A 23,257-nucleotide genomic window follows, 5' to 3' on the forward strand; every position below is an offset into this window, starting at 1 on the left:
CGACGCCGAGGACGGGCGCACGCGTGCTATCTGTAGACCGGTGAGCATGCTGTCCAGGCGAGGCGTGGCGCGGCTCGCGATGGCCGCCGTGTTTCTTCTCGCGCTGGCGGCCGGGCTGATGATGACGGGCACGTCCGGTCGCGGCGGCTCCGACGACCGGGCTGCCGAGCAAGCCCGGGCTGGCGCCGTGATGAACCGGATCGGCGCCGCATCCGAATCCGCCGAGCATCATCGTCGCGCGGTGCGGCCCCTTTCCACCGAGCGTGAGACCGGCCCGGACAAGGTGACCGCCGGGGTGTACATCTCCAACATCCAGAAGGTCGACCTGCCCACCAACAGCTTCGACGTCGACTTCTACGTCTGGCTGCGCTGGATGAATCCGGACATCGACCCCAGTGAGGGTCTTGAGGTCATGAACGTCTACCAGAGTTGGGGACTCGTCGAGACCCCGCTCTACGACGAGCCGCAGAAGCAGTCGGACGGCAGCCTGCTGTGGGTGGCACGCTTTCAGGGCTCGTTCAATTCGCCGCTGTCGCTGTCGGACTATCCCTTCGAGAAGCAGACCCTCAGGCTGATCATCGAAGAAGGCGAAAACGACATCGCCAGCGTCGTCTACGAACCCGACGCCGACCCGATCGAACTGGACCGGGAGATCACGCTGCCGGGATACAACTTCGGTCAACCCCGCATCGCGTTCGGTCCCTACACGTACAGTTCGTCATTCGGGGAGCTCGATTCGGCGCCCGATTCGCGGACCTACAGCCGGATGACGGTGGAGATTCCGCTGTCCTCACCGGCGGTGTCGGGAATCGTCAAGACCGTGCTGCCGATCTTCATCGTCCTGATCGCCGCGGCGCTGGCGCTGGTCGTCCCCGCGTCCTACGTGGACTCGAAGCTGAACCTGTGCATCACCGCGCTGTTGGCGCTCGTGGCCGGACACTGGGGCGTGTCGTCGGGGCTTCCGCAGACCAGCTATCTGCTGATGATCGACCTGCTCTACATCCTGGCCTACGCCGCGACCACCGCGATGATCGCGGTGTCGGTGATCGGTGCGTGGATCCTGCAGACCAAGGGGGACGGACCCGCCATGGTGATGGAGCGGCGGGCTTTGATCGTGATCGGTGCGGTGTACCTGGCGCTGATGGCGGTCGTCCTGCTGGTGTATCTGCGCTAGAGCCGGCTCAACCGCCGGTGACGTAGGTCCGGAAATCCTCGGCGGAGATGGCGTTGCCGGAGAAGATGTCGCGCACCAGCTCGACGCTGGGCCGCGGGGTCCGTTCCAGCGTGACCGGATCATAGGAGTACAGCCCGTATCTCGGCTCGTAGCCGAGCACCCACTCGAGGTTGTCGGTGAGCGCCCACGCGGTGTAGCCGCGGATGTCCATCCCCTCGGCGATCGCCTTGTTGATCACGGCCAGATGGCGCACGACGTAGGAAGGACGCTGGTCGTCGTCGGCGTCGGCGAGTCCGTTCTCGGTGACCCACAGCGGGATTCCGTAGGAGTTCGCGATGTCCAGCACCGAGCGCAGCCCCGCGGGGTTGATGATCTGCGCGGTGTCACTGCACTCGCTGGCGGGGCATCCCCCGGCGACGACGTTGATCAGCGGTGAGAACTGCGGGTAACCGGTGAGGACCGGCAGGGCCGGGTCGGGCGGCCCGCCGTAGGGCACCACCAGCCCCTGGCTGTAGTAATTGACCCCGAAGAAGTCGGCCTTGCCGGCCAGGTCCGGGTGGATCTCGTCGTCGCCGATCACCCCGTCGAAGTTGGCGTCGATCCGGCCCTGCAGCACGGCGTTGGGGAACCACCGGTTGTAGAAGTCGCTGAAGGTCGCCGCCGCCTGCTGGTCGACCGGGTTGGCCGGATCGGCTCCGCGCCAGGAGTACATGTTGAGCGCGAATCCGACCTGGGCGTCGGGATCGAACTCGTGGATCGCGTCGTAGGCCCCCGCGTGGGCCGCCGCCAGATTGAGCAGGCCGCGCGCGACCAGGTCGGGCCGGAACACCGCGGGCGGGAAGTTGGTCGCCAGCGGGATGGCGTAATAGGACACCAGCATCGCGGTGACCGGCTCGTTGAGCACCAACCAGGTCCCGACCTCGGGTCCCAGCTTCCAGGCGAGATAGCCGGCGTACTTCTCGAACTCGGTGGCGGTCGATTCCGAAACCCAGCCGGCCGCGGTGTCGGGGACTTGCCCGCGCATCGCCGCGGCCCGCGCCGCGGCGGGATCGTGAACCCACAGCGGCAGGGTGAAGTGATTGACGGTCACCATCGGCTCGAGACCGGCTGCGCGCATCGCCGCGATTTCCTCGCGGTAGTGGTCCACCGCGTCCTGATCGGCCAGCGCATCAAGCTCGGCGAGCACCTGCGGGGTGATGCCGGCGCCCGCGTCCACCGACGCCGTCGAGGTGGGGAAGATCCGGCTCCACTCGACGCTGATCCGGAAGGTGTTCGCGCCGACGCCGTCCTTGGCCAAGCCGATGTCGACCGGGTAGCGGATGTACTGGCCCGGGCCGTCCTCGGGCACCGCGCCGCGCCATCCCAGCAACGTGCTGTTGGCCGGGTCGTGCGTCCACTGCCACCAGTCCGAGTTGACGTCCAGCGGAGCGTCACCGCCCATCTCGGCCTGGAAGGCAGCCGTGGACACTCCCCACCGGAAACCGTCCGGAAACTCCAGCGCCGCATCGGTTCCGGTGCCGTCGAAACGCAGCTGGACCGTCGCCGTCGGGTTGGTGCGTGGCAGGTAGTCCGACAGCAGCGAGCCCAGGAACGGAATCGAACGCAGGAATGCGACGGGCGCGTTGGCCAGGCCCTGCAGGCCGTGGAGGTGGACGTTCGTCTCGTCGCTCACCTCGACGGTGAAGGAGTCCTCGCCGCCGTAGGCCGCGAAGTCGACCACCGGGGTGTAGGTGAAGGCGCCGGTATCCCGGTCGAGGCTCACCCGCCCCAGCGTGGGCTGGGCGATCACCGAGTAGATCAACCGGTCCCCGTCGGCGTCGGTGGCCCCCATCGTCCCGGTGACGTCGCCCGACGCGGATTGGGAAGTGACGAGCGGTGCGACAGTGGGGTAGCGGTTGAAGAAGGTGCGCTCGATCTCACGACCGACGGTGCCCAGCAGGGTCCACACGGCGGGCGCGGCAGCCGGGCGCGGAGCGGTCTGCGCACCGGCGCGGTGGGCCCGGCTGGATCCGGCGGCCGGTGCGGCGGGTGTCCGGATCGCCTGGCGCGCGGCCGCCGGACGCTGTCCCGGTGCGGCGTCGCGGGCGCGTCCGGATCGTGTCGCCGTTGCCCGCGGCGACTGCGCGGCGGGTGCGGCGCCCGGATCCTCACCCGGTGCTGCCGGACTGGCCGCGGCGGGGGCCGCGAGCCCGATCGTCAACGCCGCCCCGCCGCCCAGTACGGCGGCGAGCAGACCGGACCGTCGCGCCCCGAGTAACTCCCCCCGTGATTTCCCCCGTGAATTCCCCCGTGAATTCCCCCGTGAATTCCCCCGTGAATTCCCCATAGTGCCCCTATCGACCCGCCGCACGGCCTTCCCGCATGATCCGTCGGCGGGCACCCGGCCGTCAAGCCTGGCGGACTCCCGCGGGTCGGTTCGCCGGCCGATAGTGTGGAGCCGAGCACCCCGGGTCGAGGTGCTGCGAGTGAGAGGCAGTGAACATGGGTGCTCCCTCGGCGGCGGTCTTCGACCGCCTGCGCGAATTGGCGGCGATCGAGGACGTCTCGGCACGACCGGTCAGGACCGTCGATGAGGTCTTCACCGGCAAGCCGATGACCACCATCCCGGTCGGCACCGCCGCCGATGTGGAGGCCGCGTTCGCCAAGGCCCGCGCCGCCCAGGTCGGCTGGGCCGCGACTCCCGTCGCCGAGCGGCTCAAGATCATTCGCCGCTACCGCGATCTGATCGTCAAGAACAGCGGTTTCCTGATGGATCTGCTGCAGGCCGAGGCCGGTAAGGCCCGCTGGGCCGCGCAGGAGGAGGTCATCGACCTGATGGCCAACGCCAACTACTACGCGCGGGTCTCGGCGGATCTGCTCAAACCGCACGACGTGCAGGGGCTGCTGCCGGCGATCGGCAAGACCACGGTCTGCTACCAGCCCAAGGGTGTGGTCGGGATCATCTCGCCGTGGAACTACCCGATGACGCTGACCGCCTCCGATGCCGTGCCGGCACTGATCGCGGGCAACGCGGTGGTGGTCAAGCCGGACAGCCAGACGCCCTACTGCGGGCTGGCGTGCGCGGAGCTGCTCTACCAAGCGGGCCTGCCCCGGGCGCTGTATGCGATCGTGCCCGGCCCGGGCAACGTCGTCGGCACCGCGATCGTCGACCACTGCGACTATCTGATGTTCACCGGTTCGTCGCAGACCGGCAGCCATCTCGCCGAGCACGCCGGGCGCAGGCTGATCGGCTTCTCCGCCGAACTCGGTGGCAAGAACGCGATGATCGTGACCCGCGGAGCCAACCTGGACAAGGTCGCCAAGGCCGCCACCCGTGCGTGCTTCTCCAACGCCGGCCAGCTGTGCATCTCCATCGAGCGGATCTACGTCGAGAAGGACATCGCCGAGGAGTTCACCCGCAAGTTCGGCGATGCCGTGCGCGCGATGACGATGAGCACCGCGTACGACTTCTCCGCGGACATGGGCAGCCTGATCTCCGAGGGTCAACTCAAGACCGTCACAGCTCACGTCGAGGACGCCAAAGCCAAGGGCGCCAAGGTCATCGCCGGCGGTAAGGCGCGTCCCGACATCGGTCCGCTGTTCTACGAACCGACCGTCTTGGCCGAGGTCACCCCGGAGATGGTGTGCGCGGCCGCCGAGACCTTCGGCCCGTTGGCGTCGATCTACCCGGTCACCGACGTCGACGAAGCCGTGGAGCGGGCCAACGACACCGAATACGGGTTGAACGCCAGCGTCTGGGCGGGTTCAGCCGCGGAGGGCGAAAAGATCGCCGCCCGACTCCGGTCCGGGACGGTCAACGTCAACGAGGGGTATGCCTTCGCCTGGGGCAGCCTCAGTGCCCCGATGGGCGGGATGGGCCTGTCCGGCGTCGGCCGCCGGCACGGTCCGGAAGGTCTGCTGAAATACACCGAGCCGCAGACCATCGCCACCGCACGAGTGCTCAACCTCGATCCGCCGTTCGGCGTCCCACCGACGCTGTGGCAGAAGTCGCTGCTGCCGATCGTGCGGCTGGTGATGAATCTGCCCGGGCGGACCTAGACGGCCGATCGCAGGGGAGCTTCGACGCCCTGTCACTGCCGGACACCGACCTCGGCAGCGAGGGACTGGCCGACCCGCCGGGCGCTGCCCGAGGCGGCCAGGGCGACCACCACACCGATGACGCACCAGTACAGCCCGAGAATCGGCGGATCTCGCCAGCCCCCGGCGTCCTTGACGCTGAACCACAGCACCACCGCGATGAACACCACACCGGCTGCCGGCAGCAGGACACCCGCCGTCGGGCTCTCACCGGGATGCATGGAGGTGAACCGGTGCGCAACGGTGAACCAGATCGAGGCGACCTCCACCATCAGGTAGCAGACCATCAGACACACCGATCCGCCGATACCGAACACGAAGTAGGTCGACGTCGATGATCCCCCCGACCCGCCGGTGGACAGGGTGGGACCGCTGACCGCGCTGACGGCGATCGCCAGCGCCACCGCCGACCAGCTCGCCCGCCGGGGATTTCCGGTACCGGAGTCGACGCGCGCCAGCGATGCGGGCCCGAGGCCGTCGCGGGCGAACGCGTAGAGCAGACGACCCGACGTCGCGGCGGTCGCCATGTGACACCCGAAGGCGCCCACCACGGCGGTGAAACTGATCAGCAGGCTGAATGCCTCACCGACATAGCGCTGGGCGAGTGTGCCGAGTGAGTTCTCCGCATTGGCGAACGCTTTCAAGCCCGCGGCGTCGGTGCCGAAGCCGATGGTCTGGGCGAACATCACCACGATGAACAACACTCCGGTCAGAGCGAGAGTCCCGATCAGCGCCCGCGGGATGTTGCGTTGCGGTTCCTGGGTCTCCTCGCCCATCGACACGCAGGCTTCGAATCCGGCCCAGCACAGAAACGCCGCGACCACCCCGCCGAGCACCACCGCGACTGAGGCACCGGAGGGGGTGAACACGCCGAGGTCCACCCCGGTCGACTGCGCTCCGCCGCGGGCGAAGATGACCGCCGACAGCACCAGCATGGCGGCGATTCCCAGCCCCTCGATCCCCAGCAGGATCTTGGCCAGCACGCGGGTGTCCCGCCCGGTCAACAGCAGCGACAGACCTCCGGTCACCACGATCGGGACCAGCCAGGGCAGTTGGAAGGCATCGGGTGATCGCCGCTGCAGTTCGGCGAGGAACGCGTTGGTGAAGGTGGCGGACAGGGCGAGTGTTCCGATGCAGAAGGCGAGGTAGGCGCCCAGCATGGCGAACCCGGAGAAGAAGCCGGCGCGGGGTCCGACCGTCACCCCGACCAGCGCGTAGGCCGACCCCGCGTGGTTGAGGTGTCGGGTCAGGCGCACGAAGCTGTACCCGACCAGCGACACCCCGAGCAGGCCGATGACGAACACCAGCGGGACGGCCCTGCCGACGCTGGACACCAGCCCCTGGCCGTTGCCCGCCATCGCCAGCGTCGGGCCCACCGTGGCCACCGACAGCGCCAATCCGACCCACAGCGGGAAACGGCGGCGCGGCAGCGTCTCGTCGGGTTGGGGTGGTACCGGCATCGGCTCCTCCGGGTGCGCGGTGGTTCAGGGCGGCCTCCAGTGTCACAGGCCAACGTGTGCGAGGCTGACCGGGTGCGCAAAGTCGTCAACAACGAGAGGGTCAGCGTCGTCGTCGCCGACGACCACCCGCTGTTCCGGGACGGACTGGTGCGCGCGCTGACCGGCAGCGGCCTGATCGAGGTGGTGGGCGAAGCCGCCGACGGAGTCCAGGCGTTGGGGCTGATCCGCCAACATCGACCGCAGGTCGCGCTGCTGGATCATCAGATGCCGGGGATGGACGGAGCAGAGGTCTCGGCCGCAGTGGTGCGCGATCAACTGCCGACGCGGGTGCTGCTGGTCTCCGCCTATGCCGATTCGGCGATCGTCTACCGGGCGTTGCAGCACGGCGCGGCCGGGTTCTTGCCCAAGGAGTCCACGCGAACCGAGATCGTCAACGCGGTGGTGGACTGCGCGCACGGGCGCGACGTTGTCTCCGCCGACGTCGCCGCCGGGCTGGCCGCCGAGATCCGCCGCCGAGCCGAGCCCGCAGGCCCGGCGCTGAGTCGGCGGGAACGCGAGGTGCTCACCATGATCGCCGACGGTTCGAGTATCCCGCAGATCGCGAAGGCACTGTTTTTGGCACCCTCGACCGTCAAAACCCACACCCAGCGGCTCTACGAGAAGCTCGGTGTCGGGGATCGCGCCGCCGCCGTCGCCGAGGCCATGCGGCGAGGACTGCTGGACTAGCGGTGCGGCGCACGGTCTCCGCAATCCTCGACTACCTCACCGTCGATCCGCTACGCATCCGCTCGGTCCTGCGGATTGCGCTGGTGGTGCTGATCGCCCTGCTGGTGTCGCTGACCCACGTGTCGCACTGGCTGGACAAAGCCTTCGCCGTGGTGCTCGGCCTTTACGGCGCCGCGGCGATCGCCTGGCTGGTCTACGTCCTACGCCATCCGGGGCGGCGGTGGTTCGGATGGGCGGCGACGGCCGCCGACGTCGGATTCGTCGTTCTGCTGTGCGTGGTTTCCGGGGTCGCAACGATCTGGCTATACCCCATCTTCTTTCTGCTGCCGGTCTCGGTGGCGTTTCTCAGCAGCCCCGCAGCCACCGCAGTTCTCGGCCTGAGTTCAGCGCTGGGCTACCTGCTGGCCTGGATCTTCTTCGCGATGCGCGGTGCGATGCAGACGATGCCGGCGATCCGTTACGACTCACCGACGTGGGGCGGGATCCCCGGTGTGGTCTACGTCCAGGTCGGGTGCCTGCTCTGGTTGGCGACCGCGACGACCGCGCTGTCGTTCACCCTGGCGCGGCGCTCGCAGCGGGTGCAGCACCTGCTCGACGTCCGGCGGCGGCTGGTGGCCGAGTCCGTCCACGCCGAAGAGCGGGCGGATCGGGAGCTTTCCGAGCAACTCCACGACGGTCCCTTGCAGAGCCTGCTGGCGGCCCGGCTCGAACTCGACGAGCTGCGAGAGCGCCCCAGCGGCCCGGGGTTCGACCATCTCGACGCGGCGCTGCGCGACATCGTCACCGCGTTGCGCACGACGGTCAGCACGCTGCACCCGCAGGTGCTGACCGAGGTCGGTCTGTCGGCGGCGGTGGCTGACCTCGTGACTCGCTACGAGCAGCGCTGGGGTGTCACCGTGTCGACGTCGATTGAGGACGTGGGACGGGTTCCTTCCCAGACACTGCTTTTCCGGGCCGCCCGCGAGTTGCTCGCCAACGTGACCAAGCACGCTCGAGCCGCCAGGGTCGAGGTGATGCTGCACCGCACCGCACGGGGCACCGTCCTGACCGTCGCCGATGACGGAATAGGTTTCGATCCCGCGGTGCTCAGTCAGCGCGTCGCTGAGGGGCACATCGGTCTGGCGTCGCTTATGGTCACTGTCGAGGCCATGGGCGGCAGGGTGGACATCGGTTCCGCTGCTAACGGAGGGACGGTCGTCACTGTCATGGTCCCGGATGCCCCGCCAGACGTCGTCCCCGACGACGATGCGCTGACCGACATGCCGGCGCGCAGCTAGGCGGCTGTGCTCACGGCTTTCAGCGCCAGGCGCGGGCGTGAGGTGTCGCTCGCACCCCTGACCCGCACCGAGACCATGGTGCCGGACCGCACGACCCCCAGCGGGCCGCGGGCGGCGAAGCGGATCGCGCCGGTGGACTGCAGGGCGAAACCGAACCGCGCCTGACGGCGTCCCAGTCCCACCCCGGAGGCGAAGAAGAACAGCAGACCGACCAGACCGGGCAGCGCGGCCAGCGCCAACTCGGTCACCGAGACGTTGCGCAGTGCCTCGCGCACGCCGAGGCTGATCTGGGTGGCCAGGTAGGCAAGCCAGCCGCCCCCGGACAGCCGCTCGGGGCCGTCTGTTGTGGCGTTCGCCGACGACAGCAGCAGCGGCGTCATCGCGTCGGCCGGCGGCGCGGGCGTGAGTTCAGGCTCCAGGGTCAGCGGCACCGACAGCATTCCCGCCCCGAGTAACGCTGTCGGCGCGGCCACCGCCATCGGCGTCACCGGGGATTTGTTGGCGGGGTTGGTGCTGGTGTTCGCGGCGTTCACCAGAGACGTCCAGATCAGAGCGATCAGATCGACGGCCGCGGAACTCTCCGCCGGGCCGCTACCGCTCGCGCCGGCGGCTCTGTCGACGGCGAGAGCATCCACTCGGGCGGCCGGCGCGGGGACGGCTGTCGCGGTCTGCGCTGCCGCCGGGGCCGGCGAGATCACCGTGCTCTGGGGGGTGGCCTGGGGGCCCGCGGCGTCTAGCGCCACCGTCTCAAGGGGCCCCGGCTGCGTCGCCGGGGCGGGGCTGAGGGTGTCGGAGACCCGCGCGGCGATCCGCTCGGATATCGCCTCAGACGTTCCGGGGCTGCCGGTGGCGACTGCCGCGGTGCCGGCCGCAGGGTTTCCTGAATCGTGTCGCGTGGCCCCGACGTCGGGGGTCAGTCCGCCGCCGCTCCGGTCGGTGTCCGCACCGGCAACCGTGGTGGCCGGCGACTCCGGGCTGGGCGTGCCGACGGTCGCGCTTTCCGCGGAAGTGCCGCCTTGATCCGTGCCGGTAGCGCTCTGCGCCTCGGCGGCGGTGTCGGCCGAGGCGACGGCCACTCCGCTGGAGACCAAGAGACCGAACCCGAGGCAGGCCGATGCGCCTGCTCGCACTAAGAACTGGACCATCCGCTGCAGCTCCCGCTGTCCGTGGACCCGATGCCTCTCAGGTTATCCCGAGGCTGGTCTCAGCATATATTAAGCCAAGCATCCCCGGAAGTCCGAACTCCCGCCCCGCCGGGCCTGAGACCGGCCTCTAGACTTAGCCCACTTCGGACGGAACCGGACTAGCCGATGACGATCTCCCTGAACCGCTCGGTACTGGGTGCCGGCCTGCTTGCCGCCGGCATCGGGGCCGGTCTGCTGGGCGGTCACCCCACGGCGGCCGCCGCCCCGTCCGCCGCCCCGTCCGACGGGGTTGACTCTGGGCCTGCCGCGGCCAGCCGCGGTGAGGCATCCCGCCCCACGAGCTCAACGAGAGCGACGCGGTTTACGGCCGCCCGCCGACCCGCCGTCGCCGGGCGGGCCGGCGGCGAGCAGACCCGCGCGGTGCCCGTCGGCGCACCGACGTCCGGGTCGCCGACCTCCGCCACCGGTGCCCTCCCGGGTGCCCCCGGTCCGCTGCGTGCGGCGGTCCTCGCGGCGCAGGCTTACATCTACGGTTACCCGCTGATGGAGTACGAGCGGGTGCGGGCACTCTCGACGAACCTCAACACGATCGTCAACCGCACCAGCTTCGCCAGCCCCGAGGATCTGCCGGACCCCTACTGGGGTGCGATCGGCGGCGGCAAGCGTCCCAATGTCGACACCCTCTACTCCATCGCCCAACTGGATCTCGGCGATGGGCCGGTCGTGTTGTCGGTGCCCGACATGGGCGATCGGTACTACAGCTTCCAGATCACCGACCCCTACACCAACGTGGTCGGTTACATCGGTTCTCGCACAACAGGTTCGGCTGCCGGGCAGTACGCGTTCACCTGGGCGGGCGGACCGCAGGTCGACGTACCCGGGGCGCAGACCATCACCGTCGCCGACCGCAGCATCCTGCTGCTGGGCCGGACCCTGGCCGGGGACGCGGCCGATCAGCAGCAGGCCATCGCGCTGATGAACCAGTACGCGATCAGCCCGTCGCCCGGCGGTCTGCCGGTGGTCATCCCGCAGCCACCGCCCGGCATCGGCCTGCTCGACGCGATCAGCGCGGCAATGGAGCTGAACCCGCCGCCGGCGCGCGACGCCGAGCAACTGGCGGCGATGGCGCAGATCGGCGTCGGGCCGGGACTGCGCGTCGCCGACGCGGGCCTGGGCCCGCTTGCGCTGCTGGCGGCTGACCTCGCCGTCAAACTGACCGCGGCGCTGCTGCCGACCCTGGCCGAGGTCCGGCAGCTGGGTGCTGCTTTTCAGAACCGCGGCTGGGCCATCCCGGATCCGGCCATCGGCGACTACGGAACCGACTACCTGCTGCGCGCCGGGGTGGCCGAGATCGGCCTGCTGGCCAACACCCCGCAGGAGGCGACCTACGCGTCGGGCCTGCTGGACGCGAACCTGACGCCGCTGAGCGGGTACAACACCTACTACCTGCACTTCGCGCCGGGCCAGACGCCGCCCGCCGATGCGTTCTGGTCGGTCACCATGTACGACGGGGAGGGATTCCTGGTCCCCAACCCGCTCAAGCAATACAGCGTCAGCTCCAGCCGCCCCGAGGAACTGGTGGTCCGGCCGGACGGATCCGTCGACGTCATTCTGTCGCCCACCGATCCCGGGGATCCCGGCGCGAACTGGCTGCCCTCCCCGCCCGGCCCGAGTAACCCCTACCTGCGGATCTACGTGCCCGGGCCGTCGGTACTCGACGGGACGTGGATAGTCCCCGGCCTTCGGTGGCAGTGGTCGATCACGGCCTCGGCGGGTGTGCGGCCCGGCCGGTAGGGACCGAGCGGGGCTCAGGAGCCGCCGACCTCGGCCGGCAGCGGTGGCGGCAGCGGTGCCGACGACCGTGACGGCGCGGCCGACGTCTTGGGCGCCGCCGCCGTTGCCGATGGTGACGCCGAGGTGGTGGGGGAGACCGAGGCTGAGGTTGTGGGCGCCGAACTTGAGGGACTCGACGATGTGCTCGGCGTCGAACTCGAGGTCGACTTCGCCGGTGCCTGCGGGTTGTTGAAGTCCGTCCACGCTTCGCTGCGCAGCGTGTCATCGCCGAGGCTGACGGTCAACGCCTTCGCGCTGACGGTGTAGGTCACCCCGTCATTCTCGGCGCTGAACACACCGTCTGAGGTTTTCTCGGCGGCGGCGATCAGCTTGGCACCGTCGCGTACCCGCACGCCGCGGTACTGGTAGTCACCGCCCGCGCTCTGGCAGATCGCCACCCGGGAGCTCTCCGTGGTCCCGAAGATGACGGCGGTGTCAGGCTTGGTGCACCGTGCCGTGGAGTCGATGTAACCCTGGCCGTCCGACGGCGGCGCCGCGGTCGGTGCGGCGACGGCGAACGGGATCGCGACGAGCGCCGACAACGCGGCGACCGTCGCGGCGAGGCCGAGCCGGTGCGAGGGCGTAGCAGAGTTCATTGCTTTCATCGCTTTCCACCAGAGCACAGCCGGGAGTAACCCGGCCACCTGCGACGCCCGGCGATGCCGAGCCACAACCCAATCGTTAGACCGCTGAGATCGGGGTGCGGCCGCCGACCCAGTCACCGCGGTGAAGCACCGCGGAGACACTCAGATTCCGGTCGAGGACCACCAGGTCGGCGACGGCCCCGGGAACCAACGCCGGACACGGCAGGCCAACGGCGCGAGCGGGATTGATCGAGGACTGCGCCACCGCCAGGGCGAGCGCGTCACGCTCGGGCAGCCCGCAGTGGGTGAGAGCGAACCGGAAAACACGATCCATCGTCGCGGTGCTGCCGGCGATGGTCGCCGTCCCGGCGAGGTGAGCGACCCCGTCGGCGACCTCGACTGCCAGTGGGCCGATCCGGTAGGTACCGTCGGCCATTCCGGCGGCCGCCATCGCGTCGGTGATCAGCGACACCCGGTCGGGCCCGACGCCGCGGCTGACGAAGCGGAACAGGGCGGCGTCGAGGTGCACGCCGTCGGCAATGAGTTCCACCGTCACCGCGGGGTCTTCCAGCAGGGCGATCACCGGCCCCGGCTCGCGGTGGTGAATCGGCCGCATCGCGTTGAACAGATGCGTGGCCACCGTCGCGCCCGCGGCGACCGCCGCACGGGTCTGCTCGTAGCTCGCGTCGGTGTGACCCACCGCGGCAACCGCACCCGACCCGACGATCCGGCGGATCGCTTCCAGCGCCCCGGCACGCTCGGGGGCCAGCGTCACCATCCGGATCGTCCCGTCGGCGGCGGCCAGCAGCCGGTCGACTTCGGCAGGGTCGGGGTCGCGCAGCAGGGCCGGGTCGTGCGCGCCGCACCGCGCCGCCGCCAGCCACGGTCCCTCGAGATGAATTCCCGCGACCAGCCCCGAGCGCACCGCCTCGCGCAGAGCGACGACCTGATCCACCAGGTCGCCGGGAGCCTCGGACACCAGGGAGGCCACCAGCGAGGTGGTGCCGTGGCGGCGGTGCAGCGCGGTCACCGTGGCTGCTTCGGCGGCACCGCCGGAGAAACTTCCGCCCCCGCCGCCGTGGACATGCGTGTCGACAAAGCCGGGTACCACCGTTGCGGCTCCGAGATCATGATCGACGGGCCGCCCCGGCGCTCCCTGGCCGACCGCGGTGATCGCCGCGCCGGCGACCTCGATCCAGCCCGGCCGCAACACCTCTCGGCCGGTCGCCACCGTGCCGGCGGTCAGCAGCACCTCAGATACCCTGCCAGTCGGGCTTGGCCCGGTAGGTCTCCCGGTAGTAGTCGGCGAGTTGCAGCCGCTGGGCAGCGGCCTCGTCGAGCAGCACCGTGGTGTGCGGGTGGTGCTGGAGAATGCTGGCCGGCCACAGCGCCGTCACCGGTCCCTCCACCAGGTGGTGCACCGCCTCGGCCTTGTTGCGGCCGGTGGCCACCAGCACGACGTGGCGCGCCGCCATGATCGTTCCCAAGCCCTGGGTCAGGCAGTGGGTCGGCACCGCGTCGATCTTGTCGCCGAAGAAACGGGCGTTGTCCATCCGGGTCTGGTGGGTCAGGGTCTTGATCCTGGTGCGTGAGGCCAGCGACGAGCCGGGTTCGTTGAAGCCGATGTGCCCATCGGTCCCGATCCCCAGAATCTGAAGGTCGATCCCCGCTTCGGAGATGGCCCGCTCGTAGTCTTCGCATGCCGCCGGGATGTCCTCGGCCAAGCCGTCGGGCCCCTGCACCGCGCCGGGACCGAAGTCGACCCGCGACACGAAGACCGAGTCGATGACATTGCGGTAGCGCTCGGGGTGCTCTGCGGGCAGGCCGACGTATTCGTCGAGGGTGAAACCCCGAGCCTTGGCGAAGGAGACCTTGCCGGCCGCGCACCGTTCGGCGAGTTCGTCGTAGACGCACAGCGGTGAGGACCCGGTCGCCAGACCGAGGACCGCGTCGGGCTTGCTTTTCAGCAGCGACTCGATCGCGTCAGCGGCGACCGCGCCTATCTCATCCGCGTCACGCAGGATGACCACTTCCATGAGCAGACGCTACTTGTTGGCAGTGAACAGCGTCGCAGTCGTGTCGATTCCGGATCCGGCACCGACTTCGTCGGCGACGACGACATTGGACGGTTCGCGTTCGTCCATGACGACCACCGGGACCACCGGGCTGAATCCGGCGGCGACGATCGCCGGCACGTCGTAGGTGATCATCAGCTGACCGGCCGTCACCGTGTCCCCCTGGCTGACGTGCGCGGTGAACCCGGCCCCCTTGAGCTGCACGGTGTCCAGACCCAGATGGACCAGGACGCCGACATTCTCGGCGGTCATGATCACATACGCGTGCGGCAGGAGCTTGAGGACTTTGCCCGACACCGGAGCCACGGCCTCGACCACCCGGTGCGGTGGATCGATCGCGGCGCCGTAGCCGACCATCCCCTGGGAGAAGACCGGGTCGGGTACGTCGGCCAGCGCCAGCGCCCGGCCTTCGACGGGGGCAAGGACCGGTGTCGAACCCACGGCGTCTCCTTCGTCGGTGTATGGGAAAAGGATAGAGATCGATCGGCCCGCGGGAGGTCAAAACCGGCTCTCACGTCGGGTGATTCTGGTCTAAGCTTCGGCTGAACTCCTTGAAGGAAGGCCCCCAGCCCATGAGCGATGCGACCAAAGCCGCAGGCGCACAACCGAAGTCAGGGCGGCGCATCCCGGGCTTCGCCCAACTGCAGCGGCTCGGCAAGAGCCTCATGCTGCCGATCGCGGTGCTGCCGGCTGCGGGCATCCTGCTGCGGCTCGGGCAGGACGACCTGCTCGGGCGGATCGAGGCCCCCGTCATCGGGCCCTTCTTCCAGGCGATGAGCGCAGCCGGGGGAGCGCTGTTCACCAATCTGCCGCTGCTGTTCGCCGTGGGTGTCGCGATCGGGTTCGCCCGCAAGGCCGACGGCTCGACCGCGCTGGCGGCCGTCGTCGGCTACCTGGTCATGCAGGCGGTATTCAAGACCATGTCACCGTTCGTGCTCGCCGGCGAACTGGACTCCTCGGGTGATCAGGCCCAGATCAACTACAGCGTGTTCGGCGGGATCGTGGTCGGATTGGTGACCGCTGCACTGTTCGACCGGTACCACACCATCAGCCTGCCCCCCTATCTCGGATTCTTCGGCGGGAGGCGTTTCGTGCCCATCGTCGTGTCCCTGGCGACCCTGGTGATCGCCTTCGCCATGAGCTACTTCTACCCGATCTTCGACGCAGGTCTGACCGGGCTCGGGAAGTTCATCGGCGGCGCGGGGGCGCTCGGCGCCTTCGTCTACGGGTTCGCCAACCGGATGCTGATTCCCGTCGGTCTGCACCACATCCTGAACTCCTACGTGTGGTTCATCTACGGCAGCTACCCCACCCCCGAAGGCACGGTGACGGGCGAGTTGAGCCGATTCGCGGCCGGCGACCTGACCGCCGGGCGGCTCACATCGGGGTTCTACCCGATCCTGATGTTCGGCCTTCCCGCCGCGGCCCTGGCGATGATCCACGTGGCCAACGCCCGGCAGCGCAAGGTGGCCTTCGGCATCCTCTCCGCCGCCGGCCTGACCGCCTTCCTCACCGGAGTCACCGAGCCGCTGGAGTTCGCGTTCATGTTCGTGGCGTTCCCGCTCTACATCGTGCACGCGATCCTCACCGGGCTCTCCCTGGCGATCGCGTATCTGCTCGACATCCATCTCGGGTTCTCGTTCTCCGCCGGCCTGATCGACCTGTTGCTCTACGGCACCGCCCCGGCGGCGAAGAACGTTCCGCTGCTGATCGTCATGGGCCTGGTGTTCTTCGCCGTCTACTACCTGTTGTTCCGGTTCGCGATCACCCGATGGAACATGCGGACCCCGGGGCGCGAGCCGGAGTCGGAGTTCGACGCCGAGCAGAAGGCCAACCTCAGCGAGGGGACCGACTCGGCGACGTCGGTCGCCGTCGCCGCCGCCGGTGGTGCGGTGGCGACCGCGCCGCCCGCCGTGGCGAGCAAGGCCGAGCAGCTGATCGCCGCCTTCGGCGGCAGGGACAACCTGGTCACCGTTGACGCCTGCATCACCCGGTTGCGGATGGAGGTCGCCGACACCGCCAAGGTCGACAAGGACGGCCTCAAGGCGCTCGGCGCCGCCGGGGTGATCGAGGTCGGCACCAGCGTGCAGGCGGTCTTCGGCACGCAGGCCGAGGCGCTGAAGAACGACATCCTCGACGCGCTCTGAACCGCCGGCCCGGGGCTAGTGGGCGCGATCGGGCGGATCGGACTCGCCGGGCCGGTCGGGTGGTCGCTGCTCGGAGGGCGGTTGTCGGTCCAGCCAGTCTTTGAGCCGGAACAACTGGCTGGCGACCAGGCCGAGGCCGACCAGCACCAGACCGCCGATGATCAACGCGGTTGTCACAGGCCGACCCCTTCCCTCGACGCGACGATCGCCTGCCGGCGCTAGCCGGTCGCCACCTTCACCGCGCCGGCGTGGGCGACGGCGTCATCGAGCACCAGTTCGGCGACCCGCGACCGGTGCTGTTCGGCACTGCCGAGCAGCGCGGCGTCGGTGGCGGCACGTTTGAAGTACAGGTGCGCGCGGTGTTCCCAGGTGAAGCCGATCCCGCCGTGAACCTGAATCGCGTCGGCGGCGATACGGCTCAGCGCGGCCGAGCAGACCGCCTGGGCGATGCTCGCCGCCAGGGCGGGATCGTCGGATCCGTCGGTGAGCGCCCAGACCGCGTGATAGGCCGTCGACCGGGCGTGCTCGAGATCGACGAGCATGTCCGCCAAGCGGTGCTTGACGGCCTGGAAGGAACCGATCGGCCGGCCGAACTGCAGGCGCGTCTTGGCGTAGTCGACCGACAGGTCGAGAAGCAGTTGCGCCGACCCGACCTGTTCGACGGCAAGCAGCGCCGAACCTACCCGCAGGGCGTGGTCGATCGCGCGCTGCGCCTCACCGGGACCGGCGAGGCGCCGGGCCGGGGCGTTGTCGAACTCGACGCTGGCCTGCGGCCGGGTCAGATCCAGGGTCACCAGCGGGGTCCGCCGGGTTGCGGCGGCGTCGACGACGTAGAGACCGACACCGTCGGAGCCGTTGGCCGCCACCAGGATCCGATCGGCGGACCCGGCGTCGACCACGCGGGGAACGGTGCCGGTGATCGTCACGTCCGAGCCGTCGGCCGTCGCGGTCAGCCGGACTTCGGCGGGCTCGAACGCCCCGGCGCGATCGGCGATAGCGACGGCTGCGGTGTGTTCCCCCTCGACCAGGCAGGCCAGCAGCGGGTCGCGGACCGCGCCGGGCGGGCAGGCCACCAGCGCCGGGATGGCCAGGTAGACCGTGCCGAAGAGCGGGCCGCAGGCCAGTGCGGCGCCGAACTCCTCGACCGCCACCGCCTGATCCACCAGCGAGCCGCCGACGCCGCCGTCAGCCTCGGGCACCGCCATTCCCAGCACGCCCAGCTCCGATCCCAGCCGGCCCCACACCTGCGGATCGAACTGCCGCTCGGACTCCATCGCCGCGCGCACGGCGGTCTCGCTGAAGTTCTCCGCGCAGAACTTGCGCACCGCGGCGCGCAACTGCTGCTGTTCGTCGCTGAACAGGAAGGTCCCACCGGCGCTAGCCACGGGGGATTTCCTTCCACGGCATCCCGGCGTCGGCACGCAGGTCGCCCGGCAGGCCCAGGACGCGCTCACCGAGGATGTTGCGCATCACCTCCGAGGTGCCGCCCTCGATGGTGTTGGCCCTGCTACGCAGGAAGCGCTGCTGGATCGGGCCGCGCCAGTCGCCGTCGGCGTCGCGCCCGCGCATCGCGTAGGTGTGGTAGAGGATGCCCTCGGGCCCGAGCAGATCCATGCAGAACTGGTAGATCTGCTGGTTGAGTTCGGCGCCGACCAGCTTGCCGATCGAGCCCTCCGGGCCGGGGTCGCCGGCCGTCGCCGAGGCGCGGGACCGCTCGGAGGTCAGTCGCTGCGCCTCGGCCCGCAGCCACAGTTGCGCCAGGCGGTCGCGCAGCACCGGGGTGTGCAGATCCGGACGCGCCGCCCACAGCGCCACCGCGTCGGAGATGGTGCCCGCCCCGCGGCGGCTGCCGCTGGCGCCCAGTGCGCTGCGCTCGTTCATCAGCGTGGGCATCGCCACCCGCCAGCCGTCGCCGACGGCGCCCAGCCGGTGGGCGTCGGGGATGCGCGCGTCGGTGATGTAGACCTCGTTGAACTCGGCCTGCCCGGTGATCTGGCGCAGCGGGCGGGTTTCGACGCCCGGGCCGTGCATGTCGAGCACGAAGTAGGTCAGTCCGCGGTGCTTGGGGGCGTCGGGGTTGGTCCGGGCCAGCAGCAGACCCCACCGCGCCCGGTGCGCCAGGCTGGTCCAGACCTTCTGGCCGTTGACCACCCAGTCGTCGCCGTCGGGGATCGCCGTGGTGGCCAACCCGGCCAGATCCGAGCCCGCCCCGGGTTCGGAGAACAGCTGACACCAGATGTCCTCGGCGGTCGCCAGCGGGCGCAGGAAGGACTTCTTGATGTCGTCGCTCTGGGCGTGTTCGCGCACGGTCGGCGCGGCCATCCCGTATCCCATCGGGTTGAGTCCGAGCGGCTCCGGGCCGCCGGCGCCCTGCAGGATCGTGTCGGCGACGGCCTGCAGGCCGCGGGACAGACCGAGCCCGCCCAGGCCGGGGGGGAAGTGCACCCAGGACAGCCCGGCGTCGTAGCACGCGCCGAGGAACTCGGCGACCGGGACTTGCTTGGGGTCGTGTTCGGCGATTACCCCGCGGGCCAGATCGGCGACCCGGTCGGTGTCGGTGAGCGTTGTCATGACGCCACGATACTCACGGGCCCTGCACGTCGGTCCGCTCGGACAACTCGCCGTTTGCGATGCCCGGTGGTGTTAGGTTCGCCGAGATGAGCAGGGGTCGTTCGCTGGTCTGGGTCACGCTGGCCTATCTCGTCGCGCTGGCGGCCGCCGCCGCGTGGCTGGGCCTGGGCCCGCGTACCGGCCGGCTGTGGCTGGACACCCTGATCGCCGACGTGGTCGCGACCCTGGTGGTGTTCGTCTTCAGCCGGGCCTTTCACAACTCGAGCTTCTATGACGCCTACTGGAGCGTGGTCCCGCCGGTCATCCTGCTGTATTGGTGGTGGCAGGGACCGATCGGCCTGACCGACCCGGGATCCCTGCGCTGCTGGCTGCTGGCGGCAGTGGTGTTCCTGTGGGCGGTGCGGCTGACCGGCAACTGGGTGTACGGGTTTCCCGGTCTGCACCACGAGGACTGGCGCTACCCGCTGCTGCGCGAGGGAGCGGGACGCTTCGGCTTCCTCGCCGACCTCTTCGGCATCCATCTGTTCCCGACGCTGCAGGTCTTCGTCGGCATGCTGCCGGTCTACGTCGCGGTCACCCGGCCCGGTGCCGGAATCGGGTGGCTCGCCTGGGTCGCCTTTGTTCTCGGCGTCGCGGCGGTCGCCCTCGAGTTGGTCGCCGACACCCAGATGCACCGGTTCGTCGCCGCCAGCCGATCCGCCGGGGCGTCGGGTCAGGTGATGGACCGCGGTCTGTGGGCGTGGTCGCGCCATCCGAATTACCTGGGCGAGATCGGCTTCTGGTTGTCGCTGGCGCTGTTCGGGGTCTCGGCCGCACCGCGCGAAGCGTGGTGGCTGTTCGCCGGGGTGGCGGTCATGGTGGCGATGTTCCTCGGGGCGAGCATCCCGTTGATGGAGAAGCGCAGCCTGCAGCGCCGCCCGGCCTACCAGGACGTGATCGACCGGGTTCCCCGTCTGCTGCCGCGTCCGCCCCGCAGGATCTGAGGATGGCGCCGGAGGCGAAGCGTCCGCGCGTCGTCGTCGCGGGACTGGGCGACTCCGGACTGCTCACCGCCATCCGGGTGGCACGCTTCGCCGACGTCGTCGGCATCTCGGTCAAGCCCGGACTGGTCAGCGGACAGGAACTCGGGGTGCGCCTCGCGCGGCCCCGCGACTGGGCACGCGACTACTGGGTGCCGTTCGACCGCTACCGCGCCCTTGACCGGGTACGCACCATCCAGGCCAGGCTCACCGGTCTAGATCTGGCCGAGCGGACCGTGCGGGCGGTGCGCGCCGACGGTGAGGACATCGCCGAACCCTTCGACTCCCTGGTGATTTCCACCGGGGTGAGCAATGGATTCTGGCGCCGAACCGACCTGCAGACACCGGCCGAGGTCGATGCCGAGATTCTGGCCGATCACCAACAACTGGCCACCGCGGCCTCGATCGCGGTGATCGGCGGCGGTGCGGCAGCGGTGAGTGCGGCGGCCAATCTTGCCGCCCGATGGCCGGACAAGCGCATCGACCTGTACTTCCCGCGCGCCCAACCCCTGACCGAACACCACCCCAAGACGTGGGACCACCTGCAGCGCAGGCTGATTCGCCTCGGGGTGGGTTTGCACCCCGGTCACCGCGCCGTGGTTCCCGACGGATTCGCCTGTGACGCGATCACCGGCGACCCGGTGCGCTGGAGTAGCGGGCAGGCTCCGGTGCAGGCGGATGCGGTGCTCTGGGCGATCGGCCGGGTGCGGCCCAACACCGGATGGCTGCCGGCCGAAATGCTCGATGAGCACGGATTCGTCACGGTGACCCCGGAATTGCGAGTTCCCGGTCACCGGGGCGTCTTCGCCATCGGCGACGTGGCGGCGACCGACCCGTTGCGATCGTCGGCCCGAAACCGCGCCGACGGCCTTCTGGCGCACAACATCCGCGCCGAACCCGCCGGGCGACCACTGCGCTCCTACGCTCCGCCGCGGCGGCGGTGGGGTTCGGTGATCGGCACCCAGTCCGACGGCGTGGAGGTCTTCGCTCCGAACGGCAGGCCCTTCCGCATCCCCGCGGCCGCGGTCGACCGGGTGCTGATGCCCCTGATCGTGCGGCGCGGGATCTATCGCGGTGTGCGGCCCAACCGGCCACTGGCCTAGCCGGGAACCGCGGGTGAGGTGTTTGCTCAAAACGCTTCCCGCAAAACACTTTTCAGTCACCAACAAGCGCCGGCCGGCGATCCGCAACCGATAATCAGGTGTACACAAACATACCGGAGAATCTGTTACAGATGAGATGAGCGAGATTGCTGGGGCGGATGTCGCTGCCTTTGCTGCGCGGCCGCCCAACCTGAATTGACCGCCCCAGGTGCCCTCGCCATACTGTGCCGATGCATGAAGCCACAGGGGGAGGCTGGCTTAGCGACAGGGAACTCGTCGACTCCGTCTTGCACGAACTGCGCGAGATGAGCGATCGGTGGGAAGCCCTTCTCGCGGAGGCCGAGGCGGTCACTTACAGCGTCGACACCGGCGACATCCAGGCCATCGCAAATGCCGATGGCAAACTTCTCGAACTTACCTTGCAGCCCTCGGTCATGACCGACTACAGCCACGGCGAGCTGGCCGAGCGGCTCAACGTCGTGTTCGCGGCGCTTCGCGACGAAGCCGAAGAGGATTACCGGATGCGCTACGGCGGCACCCCCCGATGAGGGCGGCGGTGCTCGCGGCGAAGGCGGGGGCCCGGCGAGCGTGCCCCTGAATCTGTCGAACCGGGACCAGAGTTCCGGACACCTGTTCTACAACCGGCGGCTGCGAGCGGCGATCACCCGCTTCTCGGTGCGGATGAAACACGATGACCGCAAGCAGCAGGCCGCGCTGGCCCTCGCCACGGTCTTCGTCCTGCTGGGCTGCGGCTGGATGGCGCTGCTGCAGGTCATGAAGCCGGCCGGTCTGGTCGGCCAGTCCGCGATCGTCGGCGACCGGGACACCGGTGCCCTCTATGCGCGGATCGACGGCCGGCTGCACCCCGCGCTCAACCTCGCCTCGGCCCGGCTGGCCACCGGCAGTGCCGCCGCACCGACCTGGGTCACCGCGCGCGAGATTGCCAAGCACCCGACCGGACCGCTGATCGGCATCGCCGGGATTCCGGACAGCTACTCGCCGGCGAGTGCGAACTCGGCGTGGGCGGTTTGTGACACCGCGCGCGGCAGCGGCGGCGGTGATCGACCCGCGGTGACCGCCGTCGCCGGGGATCTGTCGGGCGGCCGGGCCGACCCGCTCGCCGCGTCCGACGCGATCCTGGTCAGCCACGACGGGGCGACCTACCTGATCTGGAACGGCAAACGCACCCGAGTCGACACGGGCGACAAAGCGGTCGGCTTCACCCTGGGTCTGGACCGCGATGTCGTGCATCCGACCGAGATATCCACCGCGCTGTTCGATGCGATCCCCGCGACCGAGCCGCTCGTCGTGCCGCAGATCCCCGGGTTCGGGACGCCCTCGCGATGGCTGCCGGGATCACCGGTGGGGCGAGTGCTGCAGACCCGCGACGCGACCGGTGGCGTCAGTGGCCTTTACGTGCTGCTTGCCGATGGTGTGCAGCAGGTCTCGGCTTTCGTCGCCGATCTGCTGCGCGCGTCCGACAGTCGCGTCAGCGCGCCGCAGACCGTCTCCCCGGATCGGCTGATCCAGATACCCCGGGTGAACTCTCTGGCCATCGACTACTACCCGGACGGCCGGCTGAGATTCGTTGACACCGAGGCCAATCCGGTGACCTGCGTCAGCTGGACGAAACTCGCCACTGATCGGCAGGCGTCGATCTCGCTGCTCAGCGGTCGCGGCCTGCCCACGCCGCAGCGCTTGGACCCCTTCCTGGTCGACCTGGTTCGCGACAATCGCGGCGCGAACTCCGTCGAAGCGGACCGGACCCTGGTCCTGCCCGGGGCGGCCACCCTCGTCGCCTCGACGAGCGGTGTGATCACGTCTGACACCCGGGAGAGCCTGTATCTGGTGTCTTCCCAGGGTGTCCGGTTCGGTGTCGCCGGGGATCCGAAGACGTTGCAGGCGCTGGGAATCGACCCCGCCCGTGCCGTGCAGGCGCCGTGGCCGATGCTGCGCACCTTCGCGCCCGGACCCGAGGTCAACCACGCCACCGCACTGGTGGCCCGCGACGCCTACCCGGCAATCGGACCGATGGTCGGGTCGCCGGAGTCCGAAAGGGGCTAGCG

20 protein-coding genes are annotated in these 23,257 nt (G+C 69.6%); 10 read left to right on the plus strand and 10 right to left on the minus strand.

Translation table 11 applies throughout. The features are described 5' to 3' along the window. Window positions 1-46 precede the first annotated feature (46 nt). Window positions 47-1,174 (plus strand): ligand-gated ion channel, encoded by a 1,128-nt coding sequence (locus ACKOB8_RS05095; RefSeq protein ID WP_526376131.1) that lies wholly within the window; start codon window positions 47-49, stop codon window positions 1,172-1,174. A 7-nt stretch (window positions 1,175-1,181) separates the two neighbouring features. Here the strand turns inward: ACKOB8_RS05095 and ACKOB8_RS05100 are convergent, their stop codons facing one another. Continuing rightward, entirely contained in the window at window positions 1,182-3,374 is a 2,193-nt protein-coding gene (locus ACKOB8_RS05100) for a family 1 glycosylhydrolase (RefSeq protein WP_526376132.1), read from the minus strand. Between the two features lie 281 nt (window positions 3,375-3,655). Here ACKOB8_RS05100 and ACKOB8_RS05105 point away from each other — a divergent pair, with 281 nt between their 5' ends. After that, window positions 3,656-5,212 (plus strand): succinic semialdehyde dehydrogenase, encoded by a 1,557-nt coding sequence (locus ACKOB8_RS05105; RefSeq protein ID WP_526376133.1) that lies wholly within the window; start codon window positions 3,656-3,658, stop codon window positions 5,210-5,212. A gap of 32 nt (window positions 5,213-5,244) precedes the next feature. Here the strand turns inward: ACKOB8_RS05105 and ACKOB8_RS05110 are convergent, their stop codons facing one another. Further along, window positions 5,245-6,711 (minus strand): amino acid permease, encoded by a 1,467-nt coding sequence (locus ACKOB8_RS05110; protein ID WP_526376134.1) that lies wholly within the window; start codon window positions 6,709-6,711, stop codon window positions 5,245-5,247. 72 nt (window positions 6,712-6,783) lie between these two features. On the opposite strand from ACKOB8_RS05110, the gene ACKOB8_RS05115 reads away from it, so the two are divergent. Continuing rightward, on the plus strand, window positions 6,784-7,437 hold the full coding sequence (locus ACKOB8_RS05115; RefSeq protein ID WP_526376135.1) for a response regulator transcription factor: 654 nt from the start codon (window positions 6,784-6,786) through the stop codon (window positions 7,435-7,437). Window positions 7,438-7,439: 2 nt separating this feature from the next. Further along, entirely contained in the window at window positions 7,440-8,714 is a 1,275-nt protein-coding gene (locus tag ACKOB8_RS05120; RefSeq protein WP_526376136.1) for a sensor histidine kinase, read from the plus strand. Here the strand turns inward: ACKOB8_RS05120 and ACKOB8_RS05125 are convergent. After that, entirely contained in the window at window positions 8,711-9,790 is a 1,080-nt protein-coding gene (locus tag ACKOB8_RS05125; RefSeq protein ID WP_526376137.1) for a hypothetical protein, read from the minus strand. The genes ACKOB8_RS05120 and ACKOB8_RS05125 overlap by 4 nt on opposite strands. A gap of 234 nt (window positions 9,791-10,024) precedes the next feature. Between ACKOB8_RS05125 and ACKOB8_RS05130 the strand changes: the two genes are divergently transcribed. Beyond that, window positions 10,025-11,653 carry a DUF1254 domain-containing protein gene (locus ACKOB8_RS05130; protein WP_526376138.1) on the plus strand — a complete coding sequence of 543 codons (1,629 nt, stop codon included), beginning with the start codon at window positions 10,025-10,027 and terminating at the stop codon, window positions 11,651-11,653. A 14-nt stretch (window positions 11,654-11,667) separates the two neighbouring features. Here ACKOB8_RS05130 and ACKOB8_RS05135 read toward each other — a convergent pair whose 3' ends face one another. From ACKOB8_RS05135 to ACKOB8_RS05150, 4 genes are all read right to left on the minus strand, one after another. Beyond that, entirely contained in the window at window positions 11,668-12,288 is a 621-nt protein-coding gene (locus ACKOB8_RS05135) for a hypothetical protein (RefSeq protein WP_526376139.1), read from the minus strand. Between the two features lie 85 nt (window positions 12,289-12,373). Then, a complete protein-coding gene (nagA, locus tag ACKOB8_RS05140) occupies window positions 12,374-13,528 on the minus strand; it encodes an N-acetylglucosamine-6-phosphate deacetylase (RefSeq protein WP_526376140.1) in 1,155 nt (384 codons plus the stop codon). Window position 13,529: 1 nt separating this feature from the next. After that, a complete protein-coding gene (nagB, locus tag ACKOB8_RS05145; protein WP_526376141.1) occupies window positions 13,530-14,312 on the minus strand; it encodes a glucosamine-6-phosphate deaminase in 783 nt (260 codons plus the stop codon). 9 nt (window positions 14,313-14,321) lie between these two features. Beyond that, entirely contained in the window at window positions 14,322-14,792 is a 471-nt protein-coding gene (locus ACKOB8_RS05150) for a PTS sugar transporter subunit IIA (protein WP_526376142.1), read from the minus strand. A gap of 131 nt (window positions 14,793-14,923) precedes the next feature. Between ACKOB8_RS05150 and ACKOB8_RS05155 the strand changes: the two genes are divergently transcribed. Beyond that, entirely contained in the window at window positions 14,924-16,498 is a 1,575-nt protein-coding gene (locus ACKOB8_RS05155; RefSeq protein ID WP_526376143.1) for a PTS transporter subunit EIIC, read from the plus strand. A gap of 15 nt (window positions 16,499-16,513) precedes the next feature. Here the strand turns inward: ACKOB8_RS05155 and ACKOB8_RS05160 are convergent, their stop codons facing one another. The 3 genes from ACKOB8_RS05160 to ACKOB8_RS05170 are packed head-to-tail and all read right to left on the minus strand — an operon-like array spanning window position 16,514 to window position 19,069. Continuing rightward, complete coding sequence (locus ACKOB8_RS05160) at window positions 16,514-16,675, minus strand: hypothetical protein (protein ID WP_526376144.1); 162 nt, start codon at window positions 16,673-16,675, stop codon at window positions 16,514-16,516. A 41-nt stretch (window positions 16,676-16,716) separates the two neighbouring features. Then, complete coding sequence (locus ACKOB8_RS05165) at window positions 16,717-17,883, minus strand: acyl-CoA dehydrogenase family protein (RefSeq protein ID WP_526376145.1); 1,167 nt, start codon at window positions 17,881-17,883, stop codon at window positions 16,717-16,719. Beyond that, window positions 17,876-19,069, minus strand: a complete 1,194-nt coding sequence (locus ACKOB8_RS05170) for an acyl-CoA dehydrogenase family protein (RefSeq protein WP_526376146.1) — start codon at window positions 19,067-19,069, stop codon at window positions 17,876-17,878. The genes ACKOB8_RS05165 and ACKOB8_RS05170 overlap by 8 nt, the downstream gene beginning before the upstream one ends. An 86-nt stretch (window positions 19,070-19,155) precedes the next feature. On the opposite strand from ACKOB8_RS05170, the gene ACKOB8_RS05175 reads away from it, so the two are divergent. The 4 genes from ACKOB8_RS05175 to eccB all read left to right on the plus strand — a co-directional run bounded on the left by ACKOB8_RS05175 (window position 19,156) and on the right by eccB (window position 23,255). Next, window positions 19,156-20,052 (plus strand): DUF1295 domain-containing protein, encoded by an 897-nt coding sequence (locus tag ACKOB8_RS05175; protein WP_526376147.1) that lies wholly within the window; start codon window positions 19,156-19,158, stop codon window positions 20,050-20,052. 2 nt (window positions 20,053-20,054) lie between these two features. Then, complete coding sequence (locus ACKOB8_RS05180; RefSeq protein ID WP_526376148.1) at window positions 20,055-21,191, plus strand: FAD-dependent oxidoreductase; 1,137 nt, start codon at window positions 20,055-20,057, stop codon at window positions 21,189-21,191. A 230-nt stretch (window positions 21,192-21,421) separates the two neighbouring features. Then, entirely contained in the window at window positions 21,422-21,739 is a 318-nt protein-coding gene (locus ACKOB8_RS05185; protein ID WP_526376149.1) for a DUF2710 family protein, read from the plus strand. A 40-nt stretch (window positions 21,740-21,779) separates the two neighbouring features. Continuing rightward, the gene (gene eccB / locus ACKOB8_RS05190) at window positions 21,780-23,255 is read left to right on the plus strand and encodes a type VII secretion protein EccB (protein ID WP_526376150.1); all 1,476 of its coding nucleotides are present in this window, start codon (window positions 21,780-21,782) and stop codon (window positions 23,253-23,255) included. The last annotated feature ends 2 nt before the right edge of the window (window positions 23,256-23,257 follow it).

The organism is Mycobacterium sp. (assembly GCF_046091765.1).
GTDB lineage: Bacteria > Actinomycetota > Actinomycetes > Mycobacteriales > Mycobacteriaceae > Mycobacterium.

Excerpts from the sequence above, each read along its gene's own strand:
- ACKOB8_RS05095 (WP_526376131.1), top strand. The coding sequence starts at position 47 with ATGCTGTCCAGGCGAGGCGTGGCGCGGCTCGCGATGGCCGCCGTGTTT.
- ACKOB8_RS05105 (WP_526376133.1), top strand. The coding sequence starts at position 3,656 with ATGGGTGCTCCCTCGGCGGCGGTCTTCGACCGCCTGCGCGAATTGGCG.
- ACKOB8_RS05110 (WP_526376134.1), bottom strand. The coding sequence starts at position 6,711 with ATGCCGGTACCACCCCAACCCGACGAGACGCTGCCGCGCCGCCGTTTC.
- ACKOB8_RS05130 (WP_526376138.1), top strand. The coding sequence starts at position 10,025 with ATGACGATCTCCCTGAACCGCTCGGTACTGGGTGCCGGCCTGCTTGCC.
- ACKOB8_RS05135 (WP_526376139.1), bottom strand. The coding sequence starts at position 12,288 with ATGAACTCTGCTACGCCCTCGCACCGGCTCGGCCTCGCCGCGACGGTC.
- nagB (WP_526376141.1), bottom strand. The coding sequence starts at position 14,312 with ATGGAAGTGGTCATCCTGCGTGACGCGGATGAGATAGGCGCGGTCGCC.
- ACKOB8_RS05155 (WP_526376143.1), top strand. The coding sequence starts at position 14,924 with ATGAGCGATGCGACCAAAGCCGCAGGCGCACAACCGAAGTCAGGGCGG.
- ACKOB8_RS05170 (WP_526376146.1), bottom strand. The coding sequence starts at position 19,069 with ATGACAACGCTCACCGACACCGACCGGGTCGCCGATCTGGCCCGCGGG.
- ACKOB8_RS05175 (WP_526376147.1), top strand. The coding sequence starts at position 19,156 with ATGAGCAGGGGTCGTTCGCTGGTCTGGGTCACGCTGGCCTATCTCGTC.
- ACKOB8_RS05180 (WP_526376148.1), top strand. The coding sequence starts at position 20,055 with ATGGCGCCGGAGGCGAAGCGTCCGCGCGTCGTCGTCGCGGGACTGGGC.
- ACKOB8_RS05185 (WP_526376149.1), top strand. The coding sequence starts at position 21,422 with ATGCATGAAGCCACAGGGGGAGGCTGGCTTAGCGACAGGGAACTCGTC.